Annotated in this window: 21 protein-coding genes; 2 read left to right on the top strand and 19 right to left on the bottom strand. The window is 67.0% G+C overall.

Annotated features, from left to right (window positions below):
- Positions 1-86: 86 nt before the first annotated feature.
- From ACP4XC_RS02415 to ACP4XC_RS02395, 5 genes are all read right to left on the bottom strand, one after another.
- A complete protein-coding gene (locus ACP4XC_RS02415) occupies positions 87-875 on the bottom strand; it encodes a glycosyltransferase (protein ID WP_427173303.1) in 789 nt (262 codons plus the stop codon).
- Between the two features lies 1 nt (position 876).
- The gene (locus tag ACP4XC_RS02410) at positions 877-2,247 is read right to left on the bottom strand and encodes a PIG-L family deacetylase (protein ID WP_427173302.1); all 1,371 of its coding nucleotides are present in this window, start codon (positions 2,245-2,247) and stop codon (positions 877-879) included.
- The gene (locus tag ACP4XC_RS02405; protein ID WP_427173301.1) at positions 2,241-3,365 is read right to left on the bottom strand and encodes a hypothetical protein; all 1,125 of its coding nucleotides are present in this window, start codon (positions 3,363-3,365) and stop codon (positions 2,241-2,243) included. The genes ACP4XC_RS02410 and ACP4XC_RS02405 overlap by 7 nt, the downstream gene beginning before the upstream one ends.
- A gap of 145 nt (positions 3,366-3,510) precedes the next feature.
- Positions 3,511-4,188, bottom strand: coding sequence for an O-methyltransferase (locus ACP4XC_RS02400; RefSeq protein ID WP_427173300.1), 678 nt, complete (start codon positions 4,186-4,188; stop codon positions 3,511-3,513).
- Between the two features lie 79 nt (positions 4,189-4,267).
- Positions 4,268-4,618, bottom strand: coding sequence for a thiamine-binding protein (locus ACP4XC_RS02395; protein WP_427173299.1), 351 nt, complete (start codon positions 4,616-4,618; stop codon positions 4,268-4,270).
- Between the two features lie 100 nt (positions 4,619-4,718).
- Between ACP4XC_RS02395 and ACP4XC_RS02390 the strand changes: the two genes are divergently transcribed.
- A complete protein-coding gene (locus ACP4XC_RS02390; protein ID WP_427173297.1) occupies positions 4,719-5,360 on the top strand; it encodes a TetR/AcrR family transcriptional regulator in 642 nt (213 codons plus the stop codon).
- A 65-nt stretch (positions 5,361-5,425) separates the two neighbouring features.
- On the opposite strand, the gene ACP4XC_RS02385 is transcribed toward ACP4XC_RS02390, so the two are convergent.
- The 8 genes from ACP4XC_RS02385 to ACP4XC_RS02350 all read right to left on the bottom strand — a co-directional run bounded on the left by ACP4XC_RS02385 (position 5,426) and on the right by ACP4XC_RS02350 (position 9,781).
- Complete coding sequence (locus tag ACP4XC_RS02385) at positions 5,426-5,752, bottom strand: hypothetical protein (protein ID WP_427173296.1); 327 nt, start codon at positions 5,750-5,752, stop codon at positions 5,426-5,428.
- Positions 5,753-5,765: 13 nt separating this feature from the next.
- The gene (locus ACP4XC_RS02380; protein ID WP_427173295.1) at positions 5,766-5,918 is read right to left on the bottom strand and encodes a hypothetical protein; all 153 of its coding nucleotides are present in this window, start codon (positions 5,916-5,918) and stop codon (positions 5,766-5,768) included.
- A gap of 98 nt (positions 5,919-6,016) precedes the next feature.
- On the bottom strand, positions 6,017-6,745 hold the full coding sequence (locus ACP4XC_RS02375) for an ANTAR domain-containing protein (protein WP_427173294.1): 729 nt from the start codon (positions 6,743-6,745) through the stop codon (positions 6,017-6,019).
- 111 nt (positions 6,746-6,856) lie between these two features.
- On the bottom strand, positions 6,857-7,075 hold the full coding sequence (locus tag ACP4XC_RS02370) for a hypothetical protein (RefSeq protein WP_427173293.1): 219 nt from the start codon (positions 7,073-7,075) through the stop codon (positions 6,857-6,859).
- A gap of 53 nt (positions 7,076-7,128) precedes the next feature.
- The gene (locus tag ACP4XC_RS02365; RefSeq protein ID WP_427173292.1) at positions 7,129-7,440 is read right to left on the bottom strand and encodes an AzlD domain-containing protein; all 312 of its coding nucleotides are present in this window, start codon (positions 7,438-7,440) and stop codon (positions 7,129-7,131) included.
- Positions 7,437-8,219, bottom strand: a complete 783-nt coding sequence (locus ACP4XC_RS02360) for an AzlC family ABC transporter permease (protein WP_427173291.1) — start codon at positions 8,217-8,219, stop codon at positions 7,437-7,439. Before ACP4XC_RS02360 ends, ACP4XC_RS02365 begins: the two co-directional genes overlap by 4 nt.
- A complete protein-coding gene (locus ACP4XC_RS02355; protein WP_427173290.1) occupies positions 8,180-8,632 on the bottom strand; it encodes a DoxX family protein in 453 nt (150 codons plus the stop codon). The genes ACP4XC_RS02360 and ACP4XC_RS02355 overlap by 40 nt, the downstream gene beginning before the upstream one ends.
- A gap of 273 nt (positions 8,633-8,905) precedes the next feature.
- Positions 8,906-9,781 (bottom strand): glycerophosphodiester phosphodiesterase, encoded by an 876-nt coding sequence (locus ACP4XC_RS02350; protein ID WP_427173289.1) that lies wholly within the window; start codon positions 9,779-9,781, stop codon positions 8,906-8,908.
- 50 nt (positions 9,782-9,831) lie between these two features.
- On the opposite strand from ACP4XC_RS02350, the gene ACP4XC_RS02345 reads away from it, so the two are divergent.
- Positions 9,832-11,190 (top strand): DUF445 domain-containing protein, encoded by a 1,359-nt coding sequence (locus ACP4XC_RS02345; RefSeq protein ID WP_427173288.1) that lies wholly within the window; start codon positions 9,832-9,834, stop codon positions 11,188-11,190.
- A 122-nt stretch (positions 11,191-11,312) separates the two neighbouring features.
- Here the strand turns inward: ACP4XC_RS02345 and ACP4XC_RS02340 are convergent, their stop codons facing one another.
- From ACP4XC_RS02340 to ACP4XC_RS02315, 6 genes are all read right to left on the bottom strand, one after another.
- Positions 11,313-12,536, bottom strand: a complete 1,224-nt coding sequence (locus ACP4XC_RS02340; protein ID WP_427173287.1) for an MFS transporter — start codon at positions 12,534-12,536, stop codon at positions 11,313-11,315.
- A gap of 47 nt (positions 12,537-12,583) precedes the next feature.
- Entirely contained in the window at positions 12,584-13,396 is an 813-nt protein-coding gene (narI, locus tag ACP4XC_RS02335; protein WP_427173286.1) for a respiratory nitrate reductase subunit gamma, read from the bottom strand.
- Between the two features lies 1 nt (position 13,397).
- Positions 13,398-14,018: a nitrate reductase molybdenum cofactor assembly chaperone gene (gene narJ / locus ACP4XC_RS02330; RefSeq protein ID WP_427173285.1), complete on the bottom strand. Its 621-nt coding sequence runs from the start codon at positions 14,016-14,018 to the stop codon at positions 13,398-13,400.
- A complete protein-coding gene (gene narH / locus ACP4XC_RS02325) occupies positions 14,015-15,745 on the bottom strand; it encodes a nitrate reductase subunit beta (protein WP_427173284.1) in 1,731 nt (576 codons plus the stop codon). The genes narJ and narH overlap by 4 nt, the downstream gene beginning before the upstream one ends.
- The gene (locus ACP4XC_RS02320; RefSeq protein WP_427173283.1) at positions 15,745-19,455 is read right to left on the bottom strand and encodes a nitrate reductase subunit alpha; all 3,711 of its coding nucleotides are present in this window, start codon (positions 19,453-19,455) and stop codon (positions 15,745-15,747) included. Before ACP4XC_RS02320 ends, narH begins: the two co-directional genes overlap by 1 nt.
- Before the next feature lie 98 nt (positions 19,456-19,553).
- Complete coding sequence (locus ACP4XC_RS02315; protein ID WP_427173282.1) at positions 19,554-19,871, bottom strand: FadR/GntR family transcriptional regulator; 318 nt, start codon at positions 19,869-19,871, stop codon at positions 19,554-19,556.
- Positions 19,872-19,925 lie beyond the last annotated feature (54 nt).

Genomic DNA, 19,925 nt, shown 5'->3' with positions numbered 1-19,925 from the left:
TGAACGCGCCAAACCGCGGCCCTCCTCAGGTACCCCATGAATCGAGAATGCGGCCTATCGCCGGGAGCCCCTAGGGTCAAAGGTCATTAGTCCATCAGCTCCGCGGCTGCCGGTCGTTCCAGGCCCAGTGCACGCAGGTAAGCAGCAAACCCGTGCGGGGCACGGGCGTGGGTGCGCCCGGAAGTCAGCACGCGCATGCTGTCAGTGGCCACGACGGCGAAGGCCCGGTTTCTGAGCCTCTCCACGAGGACCCGGTCCTCGTGGACGCGCAGCAGGGGAAAGCCCCCGGCCGCGAGGTAGGCAGAAGCTCTGACGCCGAAGTTGGCGCCGTAGATGTGCGGGTGGTCCTCCAGGAACGGATGTTTCTCCAGCCATCGCCGCAGGACGGCCGGGTCCATGCCTGTCGGATCCGGCTCCACCGACCCCAGCACGGCGTCAGCCCCGGCGTCCGCCAGTTCCAGCTGGCGGACCAGCCAGTTCTCCGGGACCGCGGAGTCGGCGTCGGTATTGGCAAGCCAGGTGCTGTGCGCCCGCAACTGTGCCGCGGATCCGGCCCGCACCCCTCCGATCCCGGCTGCACGGGCGCCGGCCGCGCGGCTGCCGCCCGTGCTCCGAAGCCGGACGGCCAGCGCGGAAAACCGGGGATCCATCGATGCGAAAACCTCCGTTACCGCGGCGGACCGGTCCGCGCAGCTGTCCAGAACCACAGTGACGCCGGCTTCCACCCCGGGCCGCTGCCGGTCCAGCCTCTCGAGGGCCCGTTGGAGGGCGTGCAGGGCACGGCCGAGGTGCCGGTCCTCGTTGTGGGCGGGAATCACCACAGCCACGCGGTCGATTTGCACCCCGTGGTCCAAAGGTTCGGCGCGCTCCGTCATGTCACCGGGAGTCCGCGGTGGCCGGGGCGGAAACCACGTCGAGCACGAAGTCCCGCTCAATGTAGTGGGCAGCGGTGGACCAGCCAAGCTGCCGGCGGGCCATGGCGTGGACGGCGTCGCCGTCGAGCTCCCAGCCCGCGATGGGGTGCCTCCAGTGGCACAGGACCAACGTCCCGCCTGGGGAGGTTGTCTCCGCTACCTTGGTGAATAGCGCACCGAGCTCAGCCGGGGAGAGGTAGTAACCCATTTCGGACATCACCACGAGGTCGAACGTGCCCTCTGGCCAGTCCCGCGGGACCGTCAGATGCTGCGTCCGGGCCGAGGGACGCGCAGCAAGCCGCTTCCGGGCCCGGGCCAGCGCCGCGCCGCTTGCGTCCACGCCGAGGAATTCGCCGCAGCGGGCCGCCAGCTCTTCGCTGAGCGTCCCGATTGAACAGCCGACTTCCAGCCCGGAGTCATATTTCTCGCGGGGCAGCGCGGCGAGGGTGAGCGTCCGTTTGCGTCGCTCATACCAGCTTGTGGCGTATTCCCACGGGTCCTCGTTGCCCCCGTGGACTTCGTCGAAAATCCGTTCGGCGTCCGCGGCGTTGCGGTGTCCGCTGACCGGGCCATGCCAGGCGAACGTCTCCCACGGGCGGGAGAAGTGTTCCAGGAAGTGCGCCGGGAGGAGGACCTCGTCGCCTTGGTGCGGGGACAACGGTTCCACCTGCGAGAGGTGTGCCCGCATGGCAGCGGCCTTTGCCTGCTGCTCCCCGGCCGTCAGCGGGACACGCAGCCAGGACTGCCATGCGCTGTTCCGGGGGCTGGCCCACAGCCAGTACCAAATGGGAAATTCCAGCAGTCCGTGGCCGCCCGCTTCCGCGGCGTCGGCGGCGAGGGATCCCAGGACTTCGTGGTCCGGGTGCCCGTCGGCGCGATAGGGCGCCAGGATAACAGTCTGCCCCGCGGCCCGTGCGGCGTGGTTCATTGCCTCGTCCAGGGCGGCACCGATGGCCTGCCGGTTTTCGGATAATTTCCCGTCGGGAAGCCCGAGGAACCGCCACGGTATGCCGGGGACGAGCGAGCTGAGGGCACCTTCGAATTCCTCGAGGCGGACGGCGGCCAGCTCTTCCCGTGTAACGGTGTGGGAGCCGGGGTGGGAGGCCTCGCCGGCGGTGCACAGCAGGACCTGGATGCTGGCTCCTGCTGCATGGAGCCGGGACAGGAACCCGCCGGCCCCGAGCGTTTCGTCATCCGGATGGGCCGCCAGGACGACGAATGAGGTGGAAGCCAGCTCCTCCGCGCTCAGCGGCAGTTCGGCGATGCCGGCAAGTCCGCTGCGCTGCCATTCGGCCTCGGCGGTCCCGCTGTCCTGGTGCGAAAAGGTCACCATCCGTGGTCTCCTTTCAGCACGAGCGCACCGAGCTGGGCGTCATCGCGCATCGCATGGTGCTGGCGGATGTAGAGGGAGAGATCGGCCATTCGCTTTCCATAGGCATCGTTAAAGGCCAAGGGCCCGGGCCCCAGGTTCTGGCTCACCAGGGTCTGGATTCGTTCGACGGCGGCGGCAACCGATCCGCGGACGCGCAGCGCCTCGCTCCATGCACCGGAGCCGGTCAACCCGCCGGCGTCGATCCGTGCGGCGGTCCGCGCCAGGTACTGGGTCAATGAGGCGAGGATCCTGTCCGTTTCGCCCAGGTGGGCAAGGGCGATCTGGTCCGGCTCGCGTCCGCCGGCAGCGGATTTGGCCAGGGCGGACCTGAAGTCCCGGGCCAGGGCCACGGCTCCTCCAAGCCAGCAGGCGGCCACGCCCATTCCTCCCCAGGCGAAGCCGGGGCGTTCGAAGTACCAACCCGGCTCTCCCACCGGAACCGCGGGTACGCCGTCAAAGGTCACTGTGCCGCTGGGTATCTCGCGCAGTCCCCTGCTGGTCCATTCCGGGACCTCGCACGTGACCCCCGGGTCACGGAGGTCCACGGCAAACGCCCGCCGCGCCGGCCGTCCACCAGGTCCCTGCCCTTCGACGTGGGCGGTCAGGACGGCTCCGTCCAGCTGGGCCGCCAGGGAACACCATGGCTTTGATCCGTGCAGGACAAATCCGCCGTCCGCACGGGGATCGGCTTTGGCTTCCAGCCGCATTCCGGCCGCTTCGGCGGCAAAAACACCCCACGTCCGGCCGGCTGCACTCCCCGCGGCCGGGGCCGCAGCGCCGGTTTCCGTGTCGCGGACCTGGGCGAGGATGGCCAATGCGTCCAAGTGGGGCTCGAGCACCCGGCCCGCGGCAACATCCACCGCAGTGACCGATGCAAGGATTTCCCAGAGGAACGCCGTGGCGCCCTCACCGGGCCGGGGCGCCGCGCTCCCGGCTTCCCGGGCAAGTGCCAACAGGGCGGGAACATCCCCCGCGGACGCCTTGGCCGAAGCGAGCAGCGGGGCGATTCCGGCCAGTTGGCCGGCCGTCGAACTGATGCGCACGGCCTGGGGCGCGGCGGACTCTTCGTCGTGGCTCACAATGATTCCCTACGGCGCATATATGTTCCTCCCGGACCGCTGGCTCAGTTTTCCTCAGCCCGCCAGACTATTCTAAGCATACTTACTAGCTTGCTCCCGAGGGCGTGCGGCATCCTGGATCCGCGCGGGCCCGGCGCCAGTGGCGTCAGCGCACAACGGCAAGGGCGAAGCCGTCCCAGCCCTTCGACCCCACGGTCTGGATCACCGTTGCGTCCAGCCGCGGGTCCTTCCCCATGATTTCCAGGGCACAGATGATGCCGGGTGCGTTGACCCGGTCCAAAGAGGGGTCAAGGAGCGCCCCTTCCCACACCACGTTGTCCATCACGATGGTGGTGCCCGGACGGCCAAGACGGATGGCCCAGTTGAGGTAGTGGGGGTTGTTTTCCTTGTCGGCGTCGATGAACACGAAATCGAACGGTTCATGCCCCTCGGCCTCAAGCGCTGCCAGCGACTCCAGCGCGGCGCCCAACCGGATCTCCACCTTGTGCCCGATGCCGGCGGCATCCACGTTGGCGCGGGCAACCCGGGCGTGTTTCGGGAGGTACTCACACGTGATGAGCCGGCCGCCCTCGGGCAGTCCCTGGGCCATCCAGATGGTGCTGAAGCCAGCCAGCGTCCCGATCTCCAGCACCCTGCGGGCGCCGGAGATCCGGACCAGCAACTGAAGAAGCTTTCCTGCATTGGGCGCCACTTCGATGGGGGGCATGCCGGCGGCCGCCGCGGATGCCACGGCATGTTTGAGGTGACGGTTCGGGCGGACAACCGTTTCGGACAGGAACTCTTCCACGGCTGCCCAGCCGGGCTCGGCCTTGTGCTCGATCATGGGGCAAGTCTCCCAGTTGCCGCCACCGCGCGATAGCCGTTCGCCCCTGCGTCTTGCGGGTTGTTGTTCCGGCGCTCGGCTAGCCAGCGTCCGCTATGGCGTTCTCGAGCCGTTCCACCTTGCCGGTCAGCTCGCCGGAATATCCCGGCCGGATGTCGGCCTTGATAACCAGGGACACGCGGCTTCCGAAGCGGCCCACGGCCTCGGTGGCCTCCTTGACCACGGCAAAAACCTCGTCCCATTCACCCTCGATCGTGGTGAACATGGAGTCCGTGTGGTTTGGCAACCCGGACTCGCGGACGATCTTCACCGCGGCCGCGACTGCGTCGTGCACGGAAGCGTCGGCGGAGTGCGAGCCCTGCGGTGCGGCATGATCCTGCCCCGCGGCAGCGGGCTGGCCGGAAGGTGCAACAGAAAATGCAAGCAACATGCACTCAGTCTGTCATAGCTGGGTACGTCACATAACGGGACATAGGGCGCTACTAATCAGTAACCCCGACGCTCAGGCACAGCATTGCTAATCTTAAAAAATGAACCTCGCAGTAGAACGCAAGCCCCTCCGTGCGGACGCTGCGCGCAATGTGGACAAGATCATCACAGCCGCCCGCAAATGCTTCCGCGAGTTCGGCCCCGAAGTCCCGCTGCAGACCATCGCGGTCACAGCCGGCGTGGGGCCCGCCACCCTCTTCCGCAACTTCGCGGACAAGGAACAGCTCGTCCTGGCGGCACTGGACCGCCAGCTCCGCTCCATGGTTGACCCGGTCATCGATCAGGCACTTGAGGGATCCGACGCGGCCGGCGGCCTCTTCCACGTGATCGACGCCCTGATGGCCGCGGCCAGCGAGGACGCCAACCTACTCGGCGCCGTGGCAGGACGGCGGGGGCTGCTGACCGGAATCACGGGCAGCCTCATGGAGTCCCTTGCCGTGCTCCTGGGGCGTGGACAGCGGCAGGGCACGCTGCGCTCGGACATTTCCATGACTGACCTGACCCGCCTGCTGGCAATGCTGATCGGCGTTGTGGACACTATGGAACCCGGCTCCGACGCCTGGCGCCGCCCCGTGGCGCTGGTGGAGGATGCCATCCGTACCGAGCGGCCCAACCGCCCGTTGCCTCCCCAGTCGCCGCTGCCCGGCTCCGCCTTCGCGGAGTCAGGCTCCGGCTTCGCCTAAGCTCCTGCGCCTAAACCCTCACCTCAGCCTGTCGCCTCAGCCCGGCGTCCGCAGCGAGTCGGTGCTCACTGGCCGTCAGGCCCTCGCTCATCCTGCGGCTGGTCGCCGTCCTCCTGCTGCCGGCTGGTGCCTTCGGATCCCTGGCTGTATGGCGCCCTGCTGTCCGGCGCCTCAAGCTCGTCGAGCCGCTCGTTTAAGGCGTGCGCCAAAATATCCCGCTGCAACGGCGGCAGCGAGATGGCACCGTGGATGTAAGCCTCGACTTCGAACTGGCTGGCAACTCCGCCAACACTGAAGTACCTCAACCACAGCTCTTCGAGGCGAAGGTCCGCACTCGGGAACATCTCCTCGAACCGGCGCCTCTGTTCGTCCTCGTCCTCGCCCAGGGCCAAAATGCACCCCCGCTCACCCGGATATCCGCAGTGGATGCACCAACTCCACGGACACCGCACGCAACGGTCTCTTGGAGAGCCGCGATTCCACCATGAGGCCCGGCGTGGCCGTGTCCTCGTCCATGCCCTGTTGTGGCGCGCCATCGGCCACCATGACTGCCCTCAAGAAAACACACCAACCACTTTTACGTCTCCCGGGTCTCCCTCAAGCATATCCGTGAGGGCACGCTGAGGCGGGAGTTCCCGCGGCGGAGGACGCGGCGGCTAATTGTCGAAGCGGGTGATGCCCGGGACTTTGTCGAAGTTCCGCAGCAGCTCCTCCGCCACCACCCGGAGCTTGACGTTGCGATTGTTGGAGACCTTGGTAAGGATGGCGAATGCCTCGGCCTGCGAGCACCTGCTCTGGCCCATGACAATGCCGGACGCAAGGTTGATTGTGGTCCGCGACTTCATGGCTTCCAGGAGATCCTCATTCAGGTCCTTGGATGCCCCGATCCGGACAGCGAGGCGCAACGCCTTGCCCGCCTTGGCGGCATAGGCCTCGCAGATAACGATTCCCTCCTCGTCGAAGGCATCGGTTTCCGGAGCGAAGAACGTCAGGGCAGCCGCCGCGCCTTGGTCCAGAGCCAGTGGCACTGCGAGGATGCTGCGCTGTCCCGCCTGTGCAACGGCGAGGTTGTACCTGCGCCAGCGCGGATCGAAGCGGGTGTCCGGCACGGACACTGTGCTTCCGGCCCTGAGTGCTTCCAGGCCCGGGCTTTGGCCGTGGGCCTGCGGGAAGTCGGCGAGGAGCCTCGCCGCCGGGGTGCTTCCGGCTGCGGTCACGGATCGGCGGTTCCGCACCAGGGTCACGCCGCACTGCACCGGCAGTCCGGAAGCCTTGCCGATGAATCCGGATGAGAACTCCGAGAGCTTCCCCAGAAAGCCGGCCACATCGGCGCTCTCCAGGACAAGGTCCTGGAGCCGCTCGGCTAGGTATTGGCCGAGCTTCATGGGGCCGCCCCGCTCCCGGTCGGGACGCGGGTCAGGGACGAGCTTGTTTCGAATGAATTTGACATACACAACAACGAAAGCCTCCCCACAGGCTGGTGATTCAGCGGCTGATCACGTGCCGGGTTCCGGAGCCTTGGGAGTGGCCTGAACTGCCCGGAGGTGCTGCTGCAGCTTGGCCTCGGCCTCCCGGCGGCGGCGTGCCAGGTCCCGGATCTGCCGGGTAGCCTCAGATCCCGTGACGACGGAAGGCACGTGGGACCGGACGGAACGCTCCGTGCCGTCCGGCTCTTTGCCGACAAGTGGTATCGCCAGCGTTTCTTCTTCGCTCATGTGGGAATAATCCCACAGGCGTCCCCGCGGTCAATAGGGCCGAAAGGCCGTCGTCAGCTCCAGCCGAGGAGTCTAAGCCCGGCGGCCGCCCCGGCGCCGGCGAGGACCACAACGAGGAACGGGGCGCGGAGCAAGAGCGCAACCGCGGCCGCCACCAAGGCCCCGATGCGCGCATCCAGCGCGAGGGACTGGCCAGAAGCCATGGCGTTCACAATGGTCAGCGAGGCCAGCAGCCCGATGGTCATGGTGCCCGCCACCCTGGACATCCGCGGGTTGCGAAGCAGGCTGGCCGGCACCAAGTAGCCCACCAGTTTCCAGGCATAGCCCAGGAGGCAGGCGGTCAGGAGCCACAACCACAAACTCATGAGCGGCCGCCGTGAGGGTGGGAACGGTGAGGGTGCTCGCTGGCGTAGGGGTCCACGTCCGGTTCGAGGCCCTCGTCGCTCCGGCCGTGGCTGAACCAGCCGGTCAGGGCAGCCACCACGGCGGCGATGAGGATAGGCACTCCGGCGGGCACAAAGGGCACGGCCAGGACTGTGGCCAGGGCGCACACCACCGCGATGGCCACCGGCTCGCGGCCCTTCAGTCGTGGCCAAAGCAACCCGAGGAAGGCCGCCACCGCCGCTCCGTCCAGTCCCCACTGCTTGGGGTCCCCCAGGGCGCTTCCCGCCAGCGCGCCCACCGCGGTGAACACGTTCCAGAGCACGAAGATTCCGATCCCCGCGGTCCAGAAGCCCCGATGCTGCTCCACGGGGTCGGTCTGCCCGGTGCTCGTGGCGGTGGATTCGTCAATGGTCAGATGGGCCGACGCGTATTTGCGCCACCCCTGCGGGCGCAGCAGCGCATTGAGCTGCATGCCGTAGATGCCGTTGCGCATGCCCAGCAGCGTGGCGGCGCCCATGGCTGCAATGCCGGACCCTCCCCCAGCCACCACGCCAATGAATGCGAACTGCGACCCGCCGCTGAACAGCAACAGGCTCAAGGCCATGGTCTGCCAGAAACTGAGCCCGGAGGTGACGGACAGGGCCCCAAAGGAAACGCCGTAGAGGCCGGTGGCGATGCTGATGGACATTCCCACCCTCACGGCCGGCGACTTCAGCAGTGTCACAGCCCTGGTCCGGAAGCCGGTTTCCGCAAACTCCATGCCCAAAGGATCAGCGGCACTTGAAGGGGAAGCCGAATCGTGTGGGCCTTTCGCCGCGCCGGCGTCCCCGCAGGGCCGTACGCCCGTCGCAGGGCGTCCACATGGCCGGCGAGGAAGAGCGTGAACATGGCGGTGATGCAGCCCGCGGCTGCCCGGCGCGTGCCGGGAATAAGGAGCACGACGGCGGCTCCCGCCTCAATCAGCCCGCTCACCGCCACCCATTCCTCGCGCGACATCACGGCGAGCGGCCCGTTTGGCCGTTCGCCGGAGTCGTCGCGGCACAGGAAGTCCGGGACCACCTCGGCAAAAAACTGCGGCTCCACAAAGTGCTTCCGGGCGCTGGTCAGCAGCAGCGCGCTCATGGCCGCGGCGGAGAGTGACTGGGTGGTCCGGCTGGACCAGCGAAATGGCATGGTTCTACTCAATCACAGCCATGGACAAGCCGGTAACCGCGGGGTGAGGCTGCGCCGACGGGACTTTCCGCACGGGTCCGCCACGATCCGGAGGCGTACCTTGTGACCATGAGCAGTGTGGTGCAGATGAGCGGCGCGCTGAGGCGTTTCGGGAACGTGACCGCCGTCGCCGCGGCGTTGGCCGCCCGCGGCTACCTGGGCGGGCGTCGCCGCGATCTGGCCCCCTGAGCGGCAACGTTTCGGCCGGGCTCCGGTTCCGGCCGGGCTCGAGAATCAGAGCTGGGCGAGCACCTGGGCGGGCCTGTTGGTGGTGATTTCCTGGATGCCCAGGCGTTGGCACAGTGCCACATCCGTTTCCGAGTCCACCGTCCACACCCGGAACCTGCGCCCGGATTGCAGCCAGCGCTGGACCACGAGGGCGTGCTGGCGGACGTAGTCGATGCCCGGGCCCGCAAGTCCCACTTCGCCGTCGTCCAGGATCCGTTCGCCCTCGAGCTGCGCTGCCTTCATGACGTTTGCCACGGCGCCGCCCGTGATGGGCCCGAGCCCCAGTTCCTCGCGGACCTCGTCCACTTTGACGTCGTCCACGAGCTGGCAGATGAACTCGGCCGGCACGGTCTTGAGCAGGTGCCTCACCGAGTCCGGGCTGAAGCTCATGAACGAGACGCGGATGTTGTCCACGGTGGATGTGCGCGGGTCCCAGCCCTCGGCGGCGAGGACTTCCAGCACCCTGTCCTCAAGCTGGAGCAGGTAGGGGCTGGGGTGTTTGAGTTCAATGGCCAGCCCGATGTCCCGCCCGGCGGTTCGCAGAATGTCCAGCAGTTCCGGCAGGGTGAGGAGCTGTTCGGACTTTGCCCCGTATTCGGAAGGGATCCTGGCGCCCTTCCACGAGGAGAAGTCCAGGAGCCGCAGTTCGTCCAGGGTCCGGTCCGCCACGGGCCCGGTGCCGTCCGAGGTGCGGTCAAGATTGGCGTCATGCAACAGGACCACATGCTGGTCCCGCGTGAGGTGAACATCGCACTCCACGCCGTCGGCGCCGTCGGCTATCGCCCGGAGGTAGGCGGCACGGGTGTGCTCCGCAAAGGCGGCGCTGGCCCCCCGGTGGGCGTAGACCAGGGGACGGGTGCGGCCGGACGCGTCGGTTCTCATGCTGACACGTTAGCGGACCCGGGGTGCTGATGCGGGGCTAGGCTGGGCACATGCAGGTGAACACTGAACGAACCACGCCGCCCGCTGCCCCCGCCCGCACGGGGGACGGAGGCAAGGGAGCCGGTCACATCGGAGCGGGCACCGCGGTGGGCCATCACGGCTTGAGCTCCGGCGATGCCGAAAAGGCGGCCGCCCTGCGCAAGATGAAGCTCCTGGCGCTGTCGCTGCTGATTGTGATGGCTGTCATTTTTGTGGCGGCCTTCGCGTTGCAGAAGCAGTACCCGTGGCTGGAGTATGTCCGCGCCGCGGCGGAGGGTGGCATGGTGGGCGGTCTTGCGGACTGGTTCGCCGTCACGGCCCTTTTCAAGTACCCCATGGGCGTCAAGATCCCGCACACCGCCATCATCCCCCGCCGCAAAGACCAGATCGGCGCTTCGCTGGGGGAATTCGTGGAAACGAACTTCCTCTCCGAGCAGGTGGTGCAGGAGAAGCTGGCCAGCGTGGATATTGCGCGGAAAGCCGGCGCCTGGCTCTCCGGGCCCGGCGGTGCCGAGCGCGTGGCCAAGGAGGGCGCCGCCGTCATCCGCGGGGCGTTCAAGGTGCTGAACGACGACGACGTGCAGGCAGTGATCGAGGGAATGGTCCGCCGGCATCTGCTGACTCCGCCCTGGGGCCCTCCGGTGGGCCGGTTGGCGGAGCGGATCTTCGCTGACGGGCACCACCACACGCTGGTGGACCTGATGGTGGACCGCACGGTGGACTGGGTGCGGGACAACCACGAGACCGTCAGCAGGCTGGTCTCGGACCGCTCTCCGCAGTGGGTGCCGCAATTCGTGGACGGCCTGGTGGGAGACAAGGTTTACTTGGAGATCCTGAAGTTCACCAAGGCCGTGCAGTCCGATCCGGAGCACCAGGTCCGCCAGTCCATCGACAAGTACCTCACGGAACTGGCGCGGGACCTGCAGCATGATCCGGTGATGATCGCCCGGGCCGAAGGCATCAAGGCACAGGTCCTCGGCGACCCGGAGGTACGCGAACTCGCCTCCCGCACATGGGGCACCATCAAAGCCGCGCTACTCACCGCCGTCGACGATCCCCACAGCGAACTGACGGTCCGGTTCAAGGCTGCCGTGCACGACTTCGGCACCCGGCTGGTGGTGGATCCTGAGCTGGCGGGGAAGGTCAACCGGTGGATCGGTGACGCTGCCGGCTACCTGGTGAAGACGTACCGCTCGGACATCGCGGGCGTGATTACCGATACCGTGGCCCGCTGGGATGCCGAGGAGACGTCCCAGAAGATCGAGCTCCAGGTGGGAAAGGACCTGCAGTTCATCAGGATCAACGGCACCGTGGTGGGTTCGCTGGCCGGGCTGGCCATTTTCACCGCGGCGAACCTGGTCTTTGGCTGACCGCCCCCAAGCGCGAACGGACACTTCAGCTCCGCCCCAAAGCGCGAACGGACACTTCAGCACCGCTCTGACGCGCCGCAGCGGTGTGCCCAAGTGTCCGTTCGCGCTCCCTGGCGGGTGTCCTACGCGGCGACCACCTGAGCCTTGGTCCGGCCCCGGATACCGAAGATGGTAAACACAAGCGCCACAAGGGCAGTGATCACCAGGAGCAGCAGGCCGATCGAGTAGCTGTGCGTCGCGGCGTCGTACGTTGCCCCCATGACCAGCGGCGGAAAATAGCCGCCCAATCCACCGGCCGCGCTGACCACGCCGCTGACGCTGCCCACCTTGCCCTGCGGCGACAGCACGCCCACCCAGGCGAAAACGCCGCCAGTCCCCAGGCCCAGCGCGGCCGCCATGGCAACGAAGGTCAGGCCGGCGGGGACTTCGCCGTCGGGCTGCAGGTTCACCACCCAGGCGAGGAGCGCCACGCTGGCGAGGGCAATGATCACCACCGGTTTGGGGCCAATCTTGTCCGCGAGCACACCGCCCACCGGCCTGGCCAACACCGCGGCAAGAGCGAAGCCGGCGGTGCGGGCGCCGGCCCCGCTGGGATCGAAGCTGTAGACGTCCCGGAGGTAGGTAGGCAGGTAGGTGGCGAAGGAGACGAAGCCGCCAAAGACGACGGCGTAGAGAAAGCACATCTTCCAGGTGACAGGCGTCTTCGCGGCGTCGGCCAATTTGGGCAGGACCGGTGCGTTGCTGCGCGTCCAGCCCGGCGCCTCCTTCATCAGGAACCAGACCAGGGCGGCCATGCCGGCCAGCACCGCTGCGATCAGGATGTGGGTGGGGAAGTATCCGATCCACGCCACCAGCCGTGGATTCAGGAATGCCGCCAGCGCGGTCCCTCCCATGCCGGCTCCGAAGACGCCGGTGGCGAACCCCCGGCGCGCGGGCTCGTACCAGGCACTGACGAACGGAATCCCGACGGCGAAGACCGTGCCAGCCACGCCGAGCAGCAGTCCCGCGCCGAGGACCAAGGCAAAGGAACTGATGGTTCCGCCGACGGCCACCAGCAGAATGGGCAGAATCGAGGCCAGCAGGACGAAGCTGAACATGGCCCGGCCGCCAAACCTGTCAGTGAGCGTCCCCACCACGATCCGTCCCAGGGATCCCACAAACACGGGCATGGCCACTAGAACGCCGGTGGTGGCGGGATTAAGGTGCAGGTGCTGAACGTAGTAGGAGCCCAGGGTGGCCACGGAGTTCCACGCCCAGAAGCATGCCACGGAGGTGGCGGTGGCAAGGACCAGGTTGCGGGTCCGGCCAGGGGATTCGGATGCGGTGGGGGTTGCGGCTCCGGCCACGGTGTACTCCTCTGTCAGTGCCGTCGATGTAGTTCCGTCAGTTCAGGTCAGCGGTTCCGTGTATCGCGGTCCCGGGTTCCGACGGCGGACCAACCCCGCCGTGCTGCGACGCCGGTGGTCCGGGCGCCGGTTGCCCGGGCCCCCGATGGGCGGTCGCGGTCCCGGGAACGGTAGACGATGTAAGGCCGGAAGAGGTAGTGCAGGGGCGCCGTAAAGGCGTGCACCAACCGGGTAAAGGGCCAGATCACAAAAAGGCCCATGCCTACCAAGGTGTGAAGGTGGAAGGAGAAGGGTGCTGCCGCCATGGCGGCGATGTCGGGCTGGAAAACGAACAGCGAGCGGAACCATGGGGCCACGGTTTCGCGGTAATTGTGGCCGTGTTCGCCCTCAAACACACTGGCCAGCGTGGTCCACAGCCCGAACACGATGGCTGCGGTGAGGACCACGTACATGGTCTTGTCGTTTTTGGTGGTGGCCATAAACACCGGCCCGCTGGTACGCCGTCGATAGATGAGCAGGATGATGCCGCCCAGGGTCCCCACCCCGGCGATACCTCCCACCAGCAGCGCGTTGAAGTGGTAGAACTCCTGGCTCAAGCCCGCGGCCTGGGTCCACGCCATGGGAATGACCAGGCCGAAGAAATGCCCGGCGATGACCGCAAGGAGGCCGAAATGGAACAGCGGCGAGGCGATCCGCAGCAGCCTCGATTCGTAAAGCTGGGAGGAGCGCGTGGTCCAGCCGAACTGGTCGTATTTGTACCGCCAGGCGAGGCCGCCCACCAGGACCACCACCATCACGTAGGGCAACACCCCCCACAGCAGAATGTCGACCGCGGTGAGGGGAGGTGCGGGCGTGTCCATATCAGGTCCCCTTCACGGGCAGCAGTCGCGGATCGTACGGGTCCAGGCCAACAGCCTCGGTGGGCGGGCCGTAGCCGGCCATTCGCATCACGGCCTGTTCATCCGTGGGGGATTTACCGGGAAGGGTGGAACAGACGGCCTGCAGGATCCGTGCATGCGGCAGCCCGTCGCGGAGCAGGCCGAGCCTGAGCATCTCGAGGCTGGCCCGGTACTGGATGAGCAGCCCGCGGCCCGCGGACATGTCCACCCGGGCCGCGTATTCGAGCACCATGGGAAGGTAGTCCGGCAGTTCGCCGTGGGTGTCCACGAGGATGTCGCTCTGCCGGTAGGCCTGCTTGAAGTGTCCCAGGACCTCCCCCCGGCGGCGGGTGTCGCCGTCGGTCCAGTAGCTGAGGTGGAGCGCGTGCCGCTTGCCGAGGTCGAACTCCCGGACGTAGGTGCCTTGGACCTCTATCGGTGGCCGGGACTCCAACTGGGCCAGGACCTCGTCGAAGTCGTCGAGGGCCCCCGGGAACTCCGTCAGCGCGGCCCGCATCAGCGGCACCTGCCCGATCAGCTCCTCGTCGGGGTAGGAAAGGCACCAGGCTGCGGCCAGGTACACCACCTGGTGACGGCGGCTCACCGCTCCTCCTCCGTCGACGACGGCGGCGCCGACGGGCCGGACCTCTCCGGAGGGAGCGCCTTCTCCGGAATCAGTGCTTTTTCCGGAAACAGCCCGGAAGGCGCCCCTGTTCCGTCCCAGTTGAGCAGGTTTACCCTGCCGCGCAGCGTCTTCTCGCCCGGGGCGGAGCCGGACGTCTGCCGGTCCCTCAACGCGTTGAAGGTTTCCAGGGCCACGGGGACCGGCCTGCCGCTTGCCTCACCGAACGGGGAGGAATCCTGCATGCCCGGGCCGCCCTCGAAGTCCAGTGAGCAGCCCATTTCCTCCAGATCGTGGGCCTGCTCCACGTGCGCCTTGGGAATGACGTAGCGCTCCTCATACTTGGCGATGGCCATCAGCCGGTACATCTCGTACATGGTCTGGCCGTCCATGCCCACGGACTCTGGGATCGAGTCGTCCGGGTCGTTGCCGAGGCTGATGCCGCGCATGTAGGAACGCATGGCGGCCAGCTTCTTCAGTACGGCCGTGACCCGGTCCACGTCCCCTGCAGTGAACAGTTCCGCGAGGTACTCCACCGGGATGCGCAGCGCGTCGATGGCGCCGAACAGGTTGCCGTGGTCCTCGCCGTCGTGCCCCTGGTCCTTGAGCAGGTCCACCACGGGGGACAGCGGCGGCACGTACCAGACCATCGGCATGGTGCGGTACTCGGGGTGCAGCGGGAGTGCCACCTTGTAGACCTTGGCCAGGGCGTAGACCGGCGAGCGCCGCGCGGCGTCGATCCAGTCCTCGGGGATCCCCTGGGCGCGGGCCTCGGCCTGGACGGCGGGGTCGTTCGGGTCCAGCAGCACGTCCATCTGGGCGTCGTAGAGTTCCTTGGGATCGGTCACCGACGCCGCTTCGGTCACGGCGTCGGCGTCGTACAAAAACAGCCCCAGATACCGCAGCCGGCCCACGCACGTTTCCGAACAGACGGTGGGCAATCCCACCTCAACGCGCGGGTAGCAGAAGGTGCATTTCTCGGCCTTGCCGGTCTTGTGGTTGAAGTAGATCTTCTTGTACGGGCAGCCGGTGACGCATTGGCGCCACCCGCGGCACTTGTCCTGGTCCACCAGCACAATACCGTCCTCGACGCGCTTGTAGATGGCTCCGGACGGGCAGGAGGCCATGCAGGACGGGTTCAGGCAGTGCTCGCAGATCCGCGGGAGGTAGAACATAAAGGTCTGCTCATAGGCGAACTTGATTTTGTCCTCGGACTCCCGGCGGACCTTCTCCACGATGGGATCCAGGTGGCCGTTTTCCACGGAACCGCCGAGATCGTCGTCCCAGTTCGCGGACCATGTGATTTTGGTGTCCTCGCCGGTGATGAGCGACTTGGGCCTCGCCACGGGGAAGTCATCGCCCAGCGGCGCGTCCACGAGGGTCTTGTAGTCGTAGGTCCACGGCTCGTAGTAGTCCTTCAGCTCGGGCTGGACCGGGCTGGCGAAGATGCCGAAGAGTTTCTTCACCCGGCCGCCGGCTTTGAGCACCAGCCTGCCGCGCTTGTTCAGCACCCAGCCGCCGTGCCACCGTTCCTGGTCCTCGTAGCGCCGCGGATACCCTTGGCCGGGCCGGGTCTCCACGTTGTTGAACCAGACATACTCGGTGCCCGCACGGTTGGTCCAGGCCTGCTTGCAGGTCACGGAACAGGTGTGGCAGCCGATGCATTTGTCCAGGTTCATGACCATGCCCATTTGAGCCATGACACGCATCAGTACTGCACCTCCTGTGAACGACGGCGGACGGTGGCAACCATGTCGCGCTGGTTTCCGGTGGGGCCGAGGTAGTTGAACGCGTAGGCCAGCTGGGCGTAGCCGCCGATCAGGTGCGAGGGCTTGACCAGGAGCCGGGTCACGGAGTTGTGGATGCCGCCGCGCCGCCCCGTTGCCTCCGACTTCGGCACGTCGATGGTGCGTTCCTGCGCGTGGTGGACGTAGACCACTCCGGCCGGCATGCGGTGGCTGACAATGGCCCGGGCCACGAGCACGCCGTTGGTGTTCACGCACTCCACCCAGTCGTTGTCCTGGACCTCGATGGCGGCGGCGTCGGACGGGCTCATCCACACCGTTGGGCCGCCGCGGGAGAGCGAGAGCATCAGGAGATTGTCCTGGTACTCGGAGTGGATGGACCACTTGGAGTGCGGGGTCAGATACCGGACCACCACCTCCATGGAGCCGTCCTGGCCGAGCTTGGGTTCGCCGAAAAGCCGGTGCATATCCAGCGGCGGCCGGTATATCGGCAGGGCCTCGCCGATGTCGATCATCCAGTCGTGGTCCAGGAAGAAGTGCATGCGGCCCGTGAGGGTGTGCCAGGGCTTGAGCCGCTCCACATTGATGGTGAACGGGGCGTAGCGCCTGCCCCCGGTTTCGGAGCCGGACCATTCCGGCGAGGTGATCACCGGCACCGGACCGGCCTGGGTCTGGGCAAAGGTAATGAACTTTTCCTCGGAGCCCTCGGCCAGGTCCGCCAGCTTCCTTCCCGTACGGATTTCCAGGTCCTTGAAGCCCTGCACGGACAGCTGGCCGTTGGTGGTGCCGGAGAAAGCCAGGATTGCCTCCGCCATTTTCGCGTCGGTGTCGATCGCGGGGCGCCCGTCGGCGGCGCCGCCGAGCATCACCCCGTTGGACCGGCTGAGCCGGTCCAACGGGCCGGCGAGTTTGTAGGTGACGTTCTTGACCGTGAAGCCGAGTTTGTCTGCCAGGGGCCCGACGGCGGCCAGCTTGTCCGCGATGGCCGTGTAGTCCCGCTCCACCACGGAAAAGATGGGCATGTTCTGTCCGGGGACCGCCGGGATGGACATGTCCCGCCAGTCCCGCACTATTCCTCCCGGCTGAGCCAACTGCCCCGGGGTGTCATGCTGCAGGGGGACACTGACCAGGTCGCGGCGGACGCCGAGGTGGGTCTTGGCCAGCCGGGAGAACTCCTGGGCCAGCAAGTGGAAGGTGTCAAAGTCGGTCTTGGTTTCCCACGGCGGGTCGATCGCGGGGGTGAAGGCGTGGACAAAGGGGTGCATGTCCGTGGAGGACAGGTCATGCTTCTCGTACCAGGTGGCGGCCGGGAACACGACGTCGGACAACAGCGTGGTGGAGGTCATCCGGAAGTCAGCGGAGACCAGCAGGTCCAGTTTCCCTTCCGGGGCCTGCTCATGCCATTTCACGTCCTTGGGCTTCAGCCCCTCGGCGTGGTCCTTGCCCATGACGTTGTTGTGGGTGCCCAGCAGGTTCCGGAGGAAGTATTCGTTGCCCTTCGCAGACGAACCGAACAGGTTGGAGCGCCACAGCACCAGCGTCCGCGGCCAGTTTTCCGGGGCGTCCACGTCCTCGATCGCCGGGTTCAGGGTCCGGTTCTTCAGCGCGTCCGCGATGTAGCCGGGCGTGTCTTTCGCGGTTCCGGCGGCGACGGCGGCCTCGGCCTCGTCCGCAAGGTCCAGCGGGTTGCGGTCAAACTGGGGGTAGAAAGGCATCCAGCCCAGCCGGGCGGACTGGGCCAGGGCATCCGCGGTGTGCATACCGTCCAGGGCCCCGGTGGACAGCGGTGATTTGAGCGCATCAGCCGAGTAGCCGTCCTGCCGCCACTGGTCCGTGTGCATGTACCAATAGCCGGTGCCGATCATGGTCCGGGGCGGCCGGGACCAGTCCAGGGCGTTGGCGAGGGACACCCAGCCCGTGGCGGGCCGGGTCTTTTCCTGGCCGACGTAATGCGCCCAGCCGCCGCCGTTGCGGCCCATGCAGCCGGTCAGCATCACCAGGGCCAGGACCGCCCGGTAGGTGGCGTCGCCGTGGAACCACTGGCAGATCCCGGCACCCATGATGATCATGGACCGGCCCTTGGACTGCTCGGCGTTGCGGGCGAATTCGCGGGCCACCCGAATGCAGGCCTGCGCCGGAACGCTGGTGATTTCCTCCTGCCAGGCCGGAGTGTAGGGGGTCGCGGCGTCCTCGTAGCCGGTGGCCCACTCCCCCGGGAGCCCCTCACGGCCCACCCCGTATTGGGCCAGCATGAGGTCGAACACCGTGGTGACCAGATGCCCCTCCATCTCCAGCACGGGCACTCCCCGCCGGAGCACGCTCCCCTCCCCTGCCGGGTCTTCGAAGCACGGAAGCAGGATCTCCGCGCTGTCACCGGTCACCTCGCGCAGGGACAGGGCGGGCTCGATCCCCTCAAGGTCCAGGTTCCATTTGCCCTCGCCGCTGCCGGAGTAGCGGAATCCCAAGGATCCGTTGGGGACGGCCGGGCCGCCGGTTTCCTTGTCGAACAGAACGGTACGGAACGCCGCGTCCTCAGCCCCGGCTTCGGCCGGGAGGTCATTGGCGGTGAGGAATTTCGACGGCGTCAGTGCGCCGTCGTCGCGCCGTTCAAGCCGGACCAGGAACGGCAGGTCCGTGTATTGGCGGACGTAGTCGGCAAAGAAGGGCACCTGGCGGTCAACAAAGAATTCCTTGAGCATCACGTGGCCCATGGCCATGGCCAGCGCGGCGTCGGTTCCGGCCTGCGCCGGGAGCCATTCGTCGGCGAACTTGGTGTTGTCCGCATAATCCGGGCTGACCGTCACCACCTTGGTTCCCCGGTAGCGGACCTCGGCCATCCAGTGCGCATCCGGGGTCCGGGTGACGGGAACGTTGGAACCCCACATCATGAGGTAGCTGGCGTCCCACCAGTCACCGGATTCCGGCACATCGGTCTGATCCCCGAACACCTGCGGGCTCGCCACGGGAAGGTCCGCGTACCAGTCGTAGAAGGACGTCATCACCCCGCCAATCAGCTGGATGAAGCGCGTCCCCACGGCGTGCGACACCATGGACATCGCGGGAATCGGCGAGAAGCCGGCGCAGCGGTCCGGACCATAGGTTTTGATCGTGTTCACGTGGGCAGCAGCGGCGATCTCGATGGCCTCCTGCCACGAGACACGGACCAGGCCGCCCTTGCCGCGGGCCTGCTGGTAGCGGCGGCGGCGCTCCGGGTCGCCGGTGATCTCAGCGAAGGCCAGCACCGGGTCACCCAGCCGGGCCTTGGCCTCGCGGTACATCTCCACGAGGACGCCCCGCGCATAGGGAAACCGGACACGCGTGGGCGAGTAGGTGTACCAGGAAAAGGCTGCCCCGCGCGGGCAGCCCCTTGGTTCGTATTCCGGGCTGTCCGGGCCCACGGAGGGGTAGTCGGTCTGCTGGGACTCCCAGGTGATGATGCCGTCCTTGACGTACACCTTCCAGGAACACGAGCCGGTGCAGTTCACCCCGTGCGTGGAGCGGACAACTTTGTCGTGGCTCCAACGGTCGCGGTAGAAGATATCGCCCTTGCGGCCGCCCTCCCGGAACACCGCCCTGCCGTCTTCCGTCTGGTCCCATTTTGTAAAGAAACGGCCCAGCTTCAACATTGCATCTGATGCGGGTCCATCTAACCCCGCATGGGGTCCGGCAGTCATGCCCTCAAGCTAGGTGGCAGGTTCAAGCACCCGATAGGGCCGAATGGCACTGGCGGGGGCTGTGTCAGGGTGCAGCCAGGCCCGCGTCGTTCTAAGCGCTACTGCGCGGCGTCAAAACCGGCCAGCAGGCGCCTCGATGCCGTCTCCATATGCGAGCGCATGGTGCGCGCCACGGCATCGGCGTCGCGGGCCTCGAGGGCGGCGAAGATTTCCCCGTGCTCCTTCAGCGCAGCTTCGGCGTGGCCCTCATCGGTGAGGGCTCGGTCCACCCAGATCCGGAGCAGCGAGCGGATGCTCCGGAGCAATTCCTGCAGCACCTGGTTTCCCGAGCCCATGGCGATTTCGCGGTGGAATGCGGCGTCCATCAAGCCCCAGCTCAGGGTTCGTGGCAGCAGTTCCGAAATGGCGTCACGCAAGTAGGTTCCAGCCCCCGGTAATCCAATCCGGCGTGGAGGTACGCGCCGGATTGG

Origin of the sequence: Arthrobacter sp. 92 (assembly GCF_050260325.1) — a bacterium.
In the GTDB taxonomy this organism is placed as follows: Bacteria; Actinomycetota; Actinomycetes; order Actinomycetales; family Micrococcaceae; genus Arthrobacter.
This window is presented reverse-complemented; position numbering and strand designations above follow the sequence as displayed.

What these genes read in the sequence shown, in the direction of transcription:
- ACP4XC_RS02345 (WP_427173288.1), top strand. Translation starts at nt 9,832, where the DNA reads ATGCAGGTGAACACTGAACGAACCACGCCGCCCGCTGCCCCCGCCCGC.
- ACP4XC_RS02370 (WP_427173293.1), bottom strand. Translation starts at nt 7,075, where the DNA reads ATGAGCGAAGAAGAAACGCTGGCGATACCACTTGTCGGCAAAGAGCCG.
- ACP4XC_RS02360 (WP_427173291.1), bottom strand. Translation starts at nt 8,219, where the DNA reads ATGGAGTTTGCGGAAACCGGCTTCCGGACCAGGGCTGTGACACTGCTG.
- narI (WP_427173286.1), bottom strand. Translation starts at nt 13,396, where the DNA reads ATGGACACGCCCGCACCTCCCCTCACCGCGGTCGACATTCTGCTGTGG.
- ACP4XC_RS02350 (WP_427173289.1), bottom strand. Translation starts at nt 9,781, where the DNA reads ATGAGAACCGACGCGTCCGGCCGCACCCGTCCCCTGGTCTACGCCCAC.
- ACP4XC_RS02365 (WP_427173292.1), bottom strand. Translation starts at nt 7,440, where the DNA reads ATGAGTTTGTGGTTGTGGCTCCTGACCGCCTGCCTCCTGGGCTATGCC.
- narH (WP_427173284.1), bottom strand. Translation starts at nt 15,745, where the DNA reads ATGCGTGTCATGGCTCAAATGGGCATGGTCATGAACCTGGACAAATGC.
- ACP4XC_RS02320 (WP_427173283.1), bottom strand. Translation starts at nt 19,455, where the DNA reads ATGACTGCCGGACCCCATGCGGGGTTAGATGGACCCGCATCAGATGCA.
- ACP4XC_RS02400 (WP_427173300.1), bottom strand. Translation starts at nt 4,188, where the DNA reads ATGATCGAGCACAAGGCCGAGCCCGGCTGGGCAGCCGTGGAAGAGTTC.
- ACP4XC_RS02395 (WP_427173299.1), bottom strand. Translation starts at nt 4,618, where the DNA reads ATGTTGCTTGCATTTTCTGTTGCACCTTCCGGCCAGCCCGCTGCCGCG.
- ACP4XC_RS02415 (WP_427173303.1), bottom strand. Translation starts at nt 875, where the DNA reads ATGACGGAGCGCGCCGAACCTTTGGACCACGGGGTGCAAATCGACCGC.
- ACP4XC_RS02410 (WP_427173302.1), bottom strand. Translation starts at nt 2,247, where the DNA reads ATGGTGACCTTTTCGCACCAGGACAGCGGGACCGCCGAGGCCGAATGG.
- ACP4XC_RS02390 (WP_427173297.1), top strand. Translation starts at nt 4,719, where the DNA reads ATGAACCTCGCAGTAGAACGCAAGCCCCTCCGTGCGGACGCTGCGCGC.
- ACP4XC_RS02375 (WP_427173294.1), bottom strand. Translation starts at nt 6,745, where the DNA reads ATGAAGCTCGGCCAATACCTAGCCGAGCGGCTCCAGGACCTTGTCCTG.
- ACP4XC_RS02355 (WP_427173290.1), bottom strand. Translation starts at nt 8,632, where the DNA reads ATGCCATTTCGCTGGTCCAGCCGGACCACCCAGTCACTCTCCGCCGCG.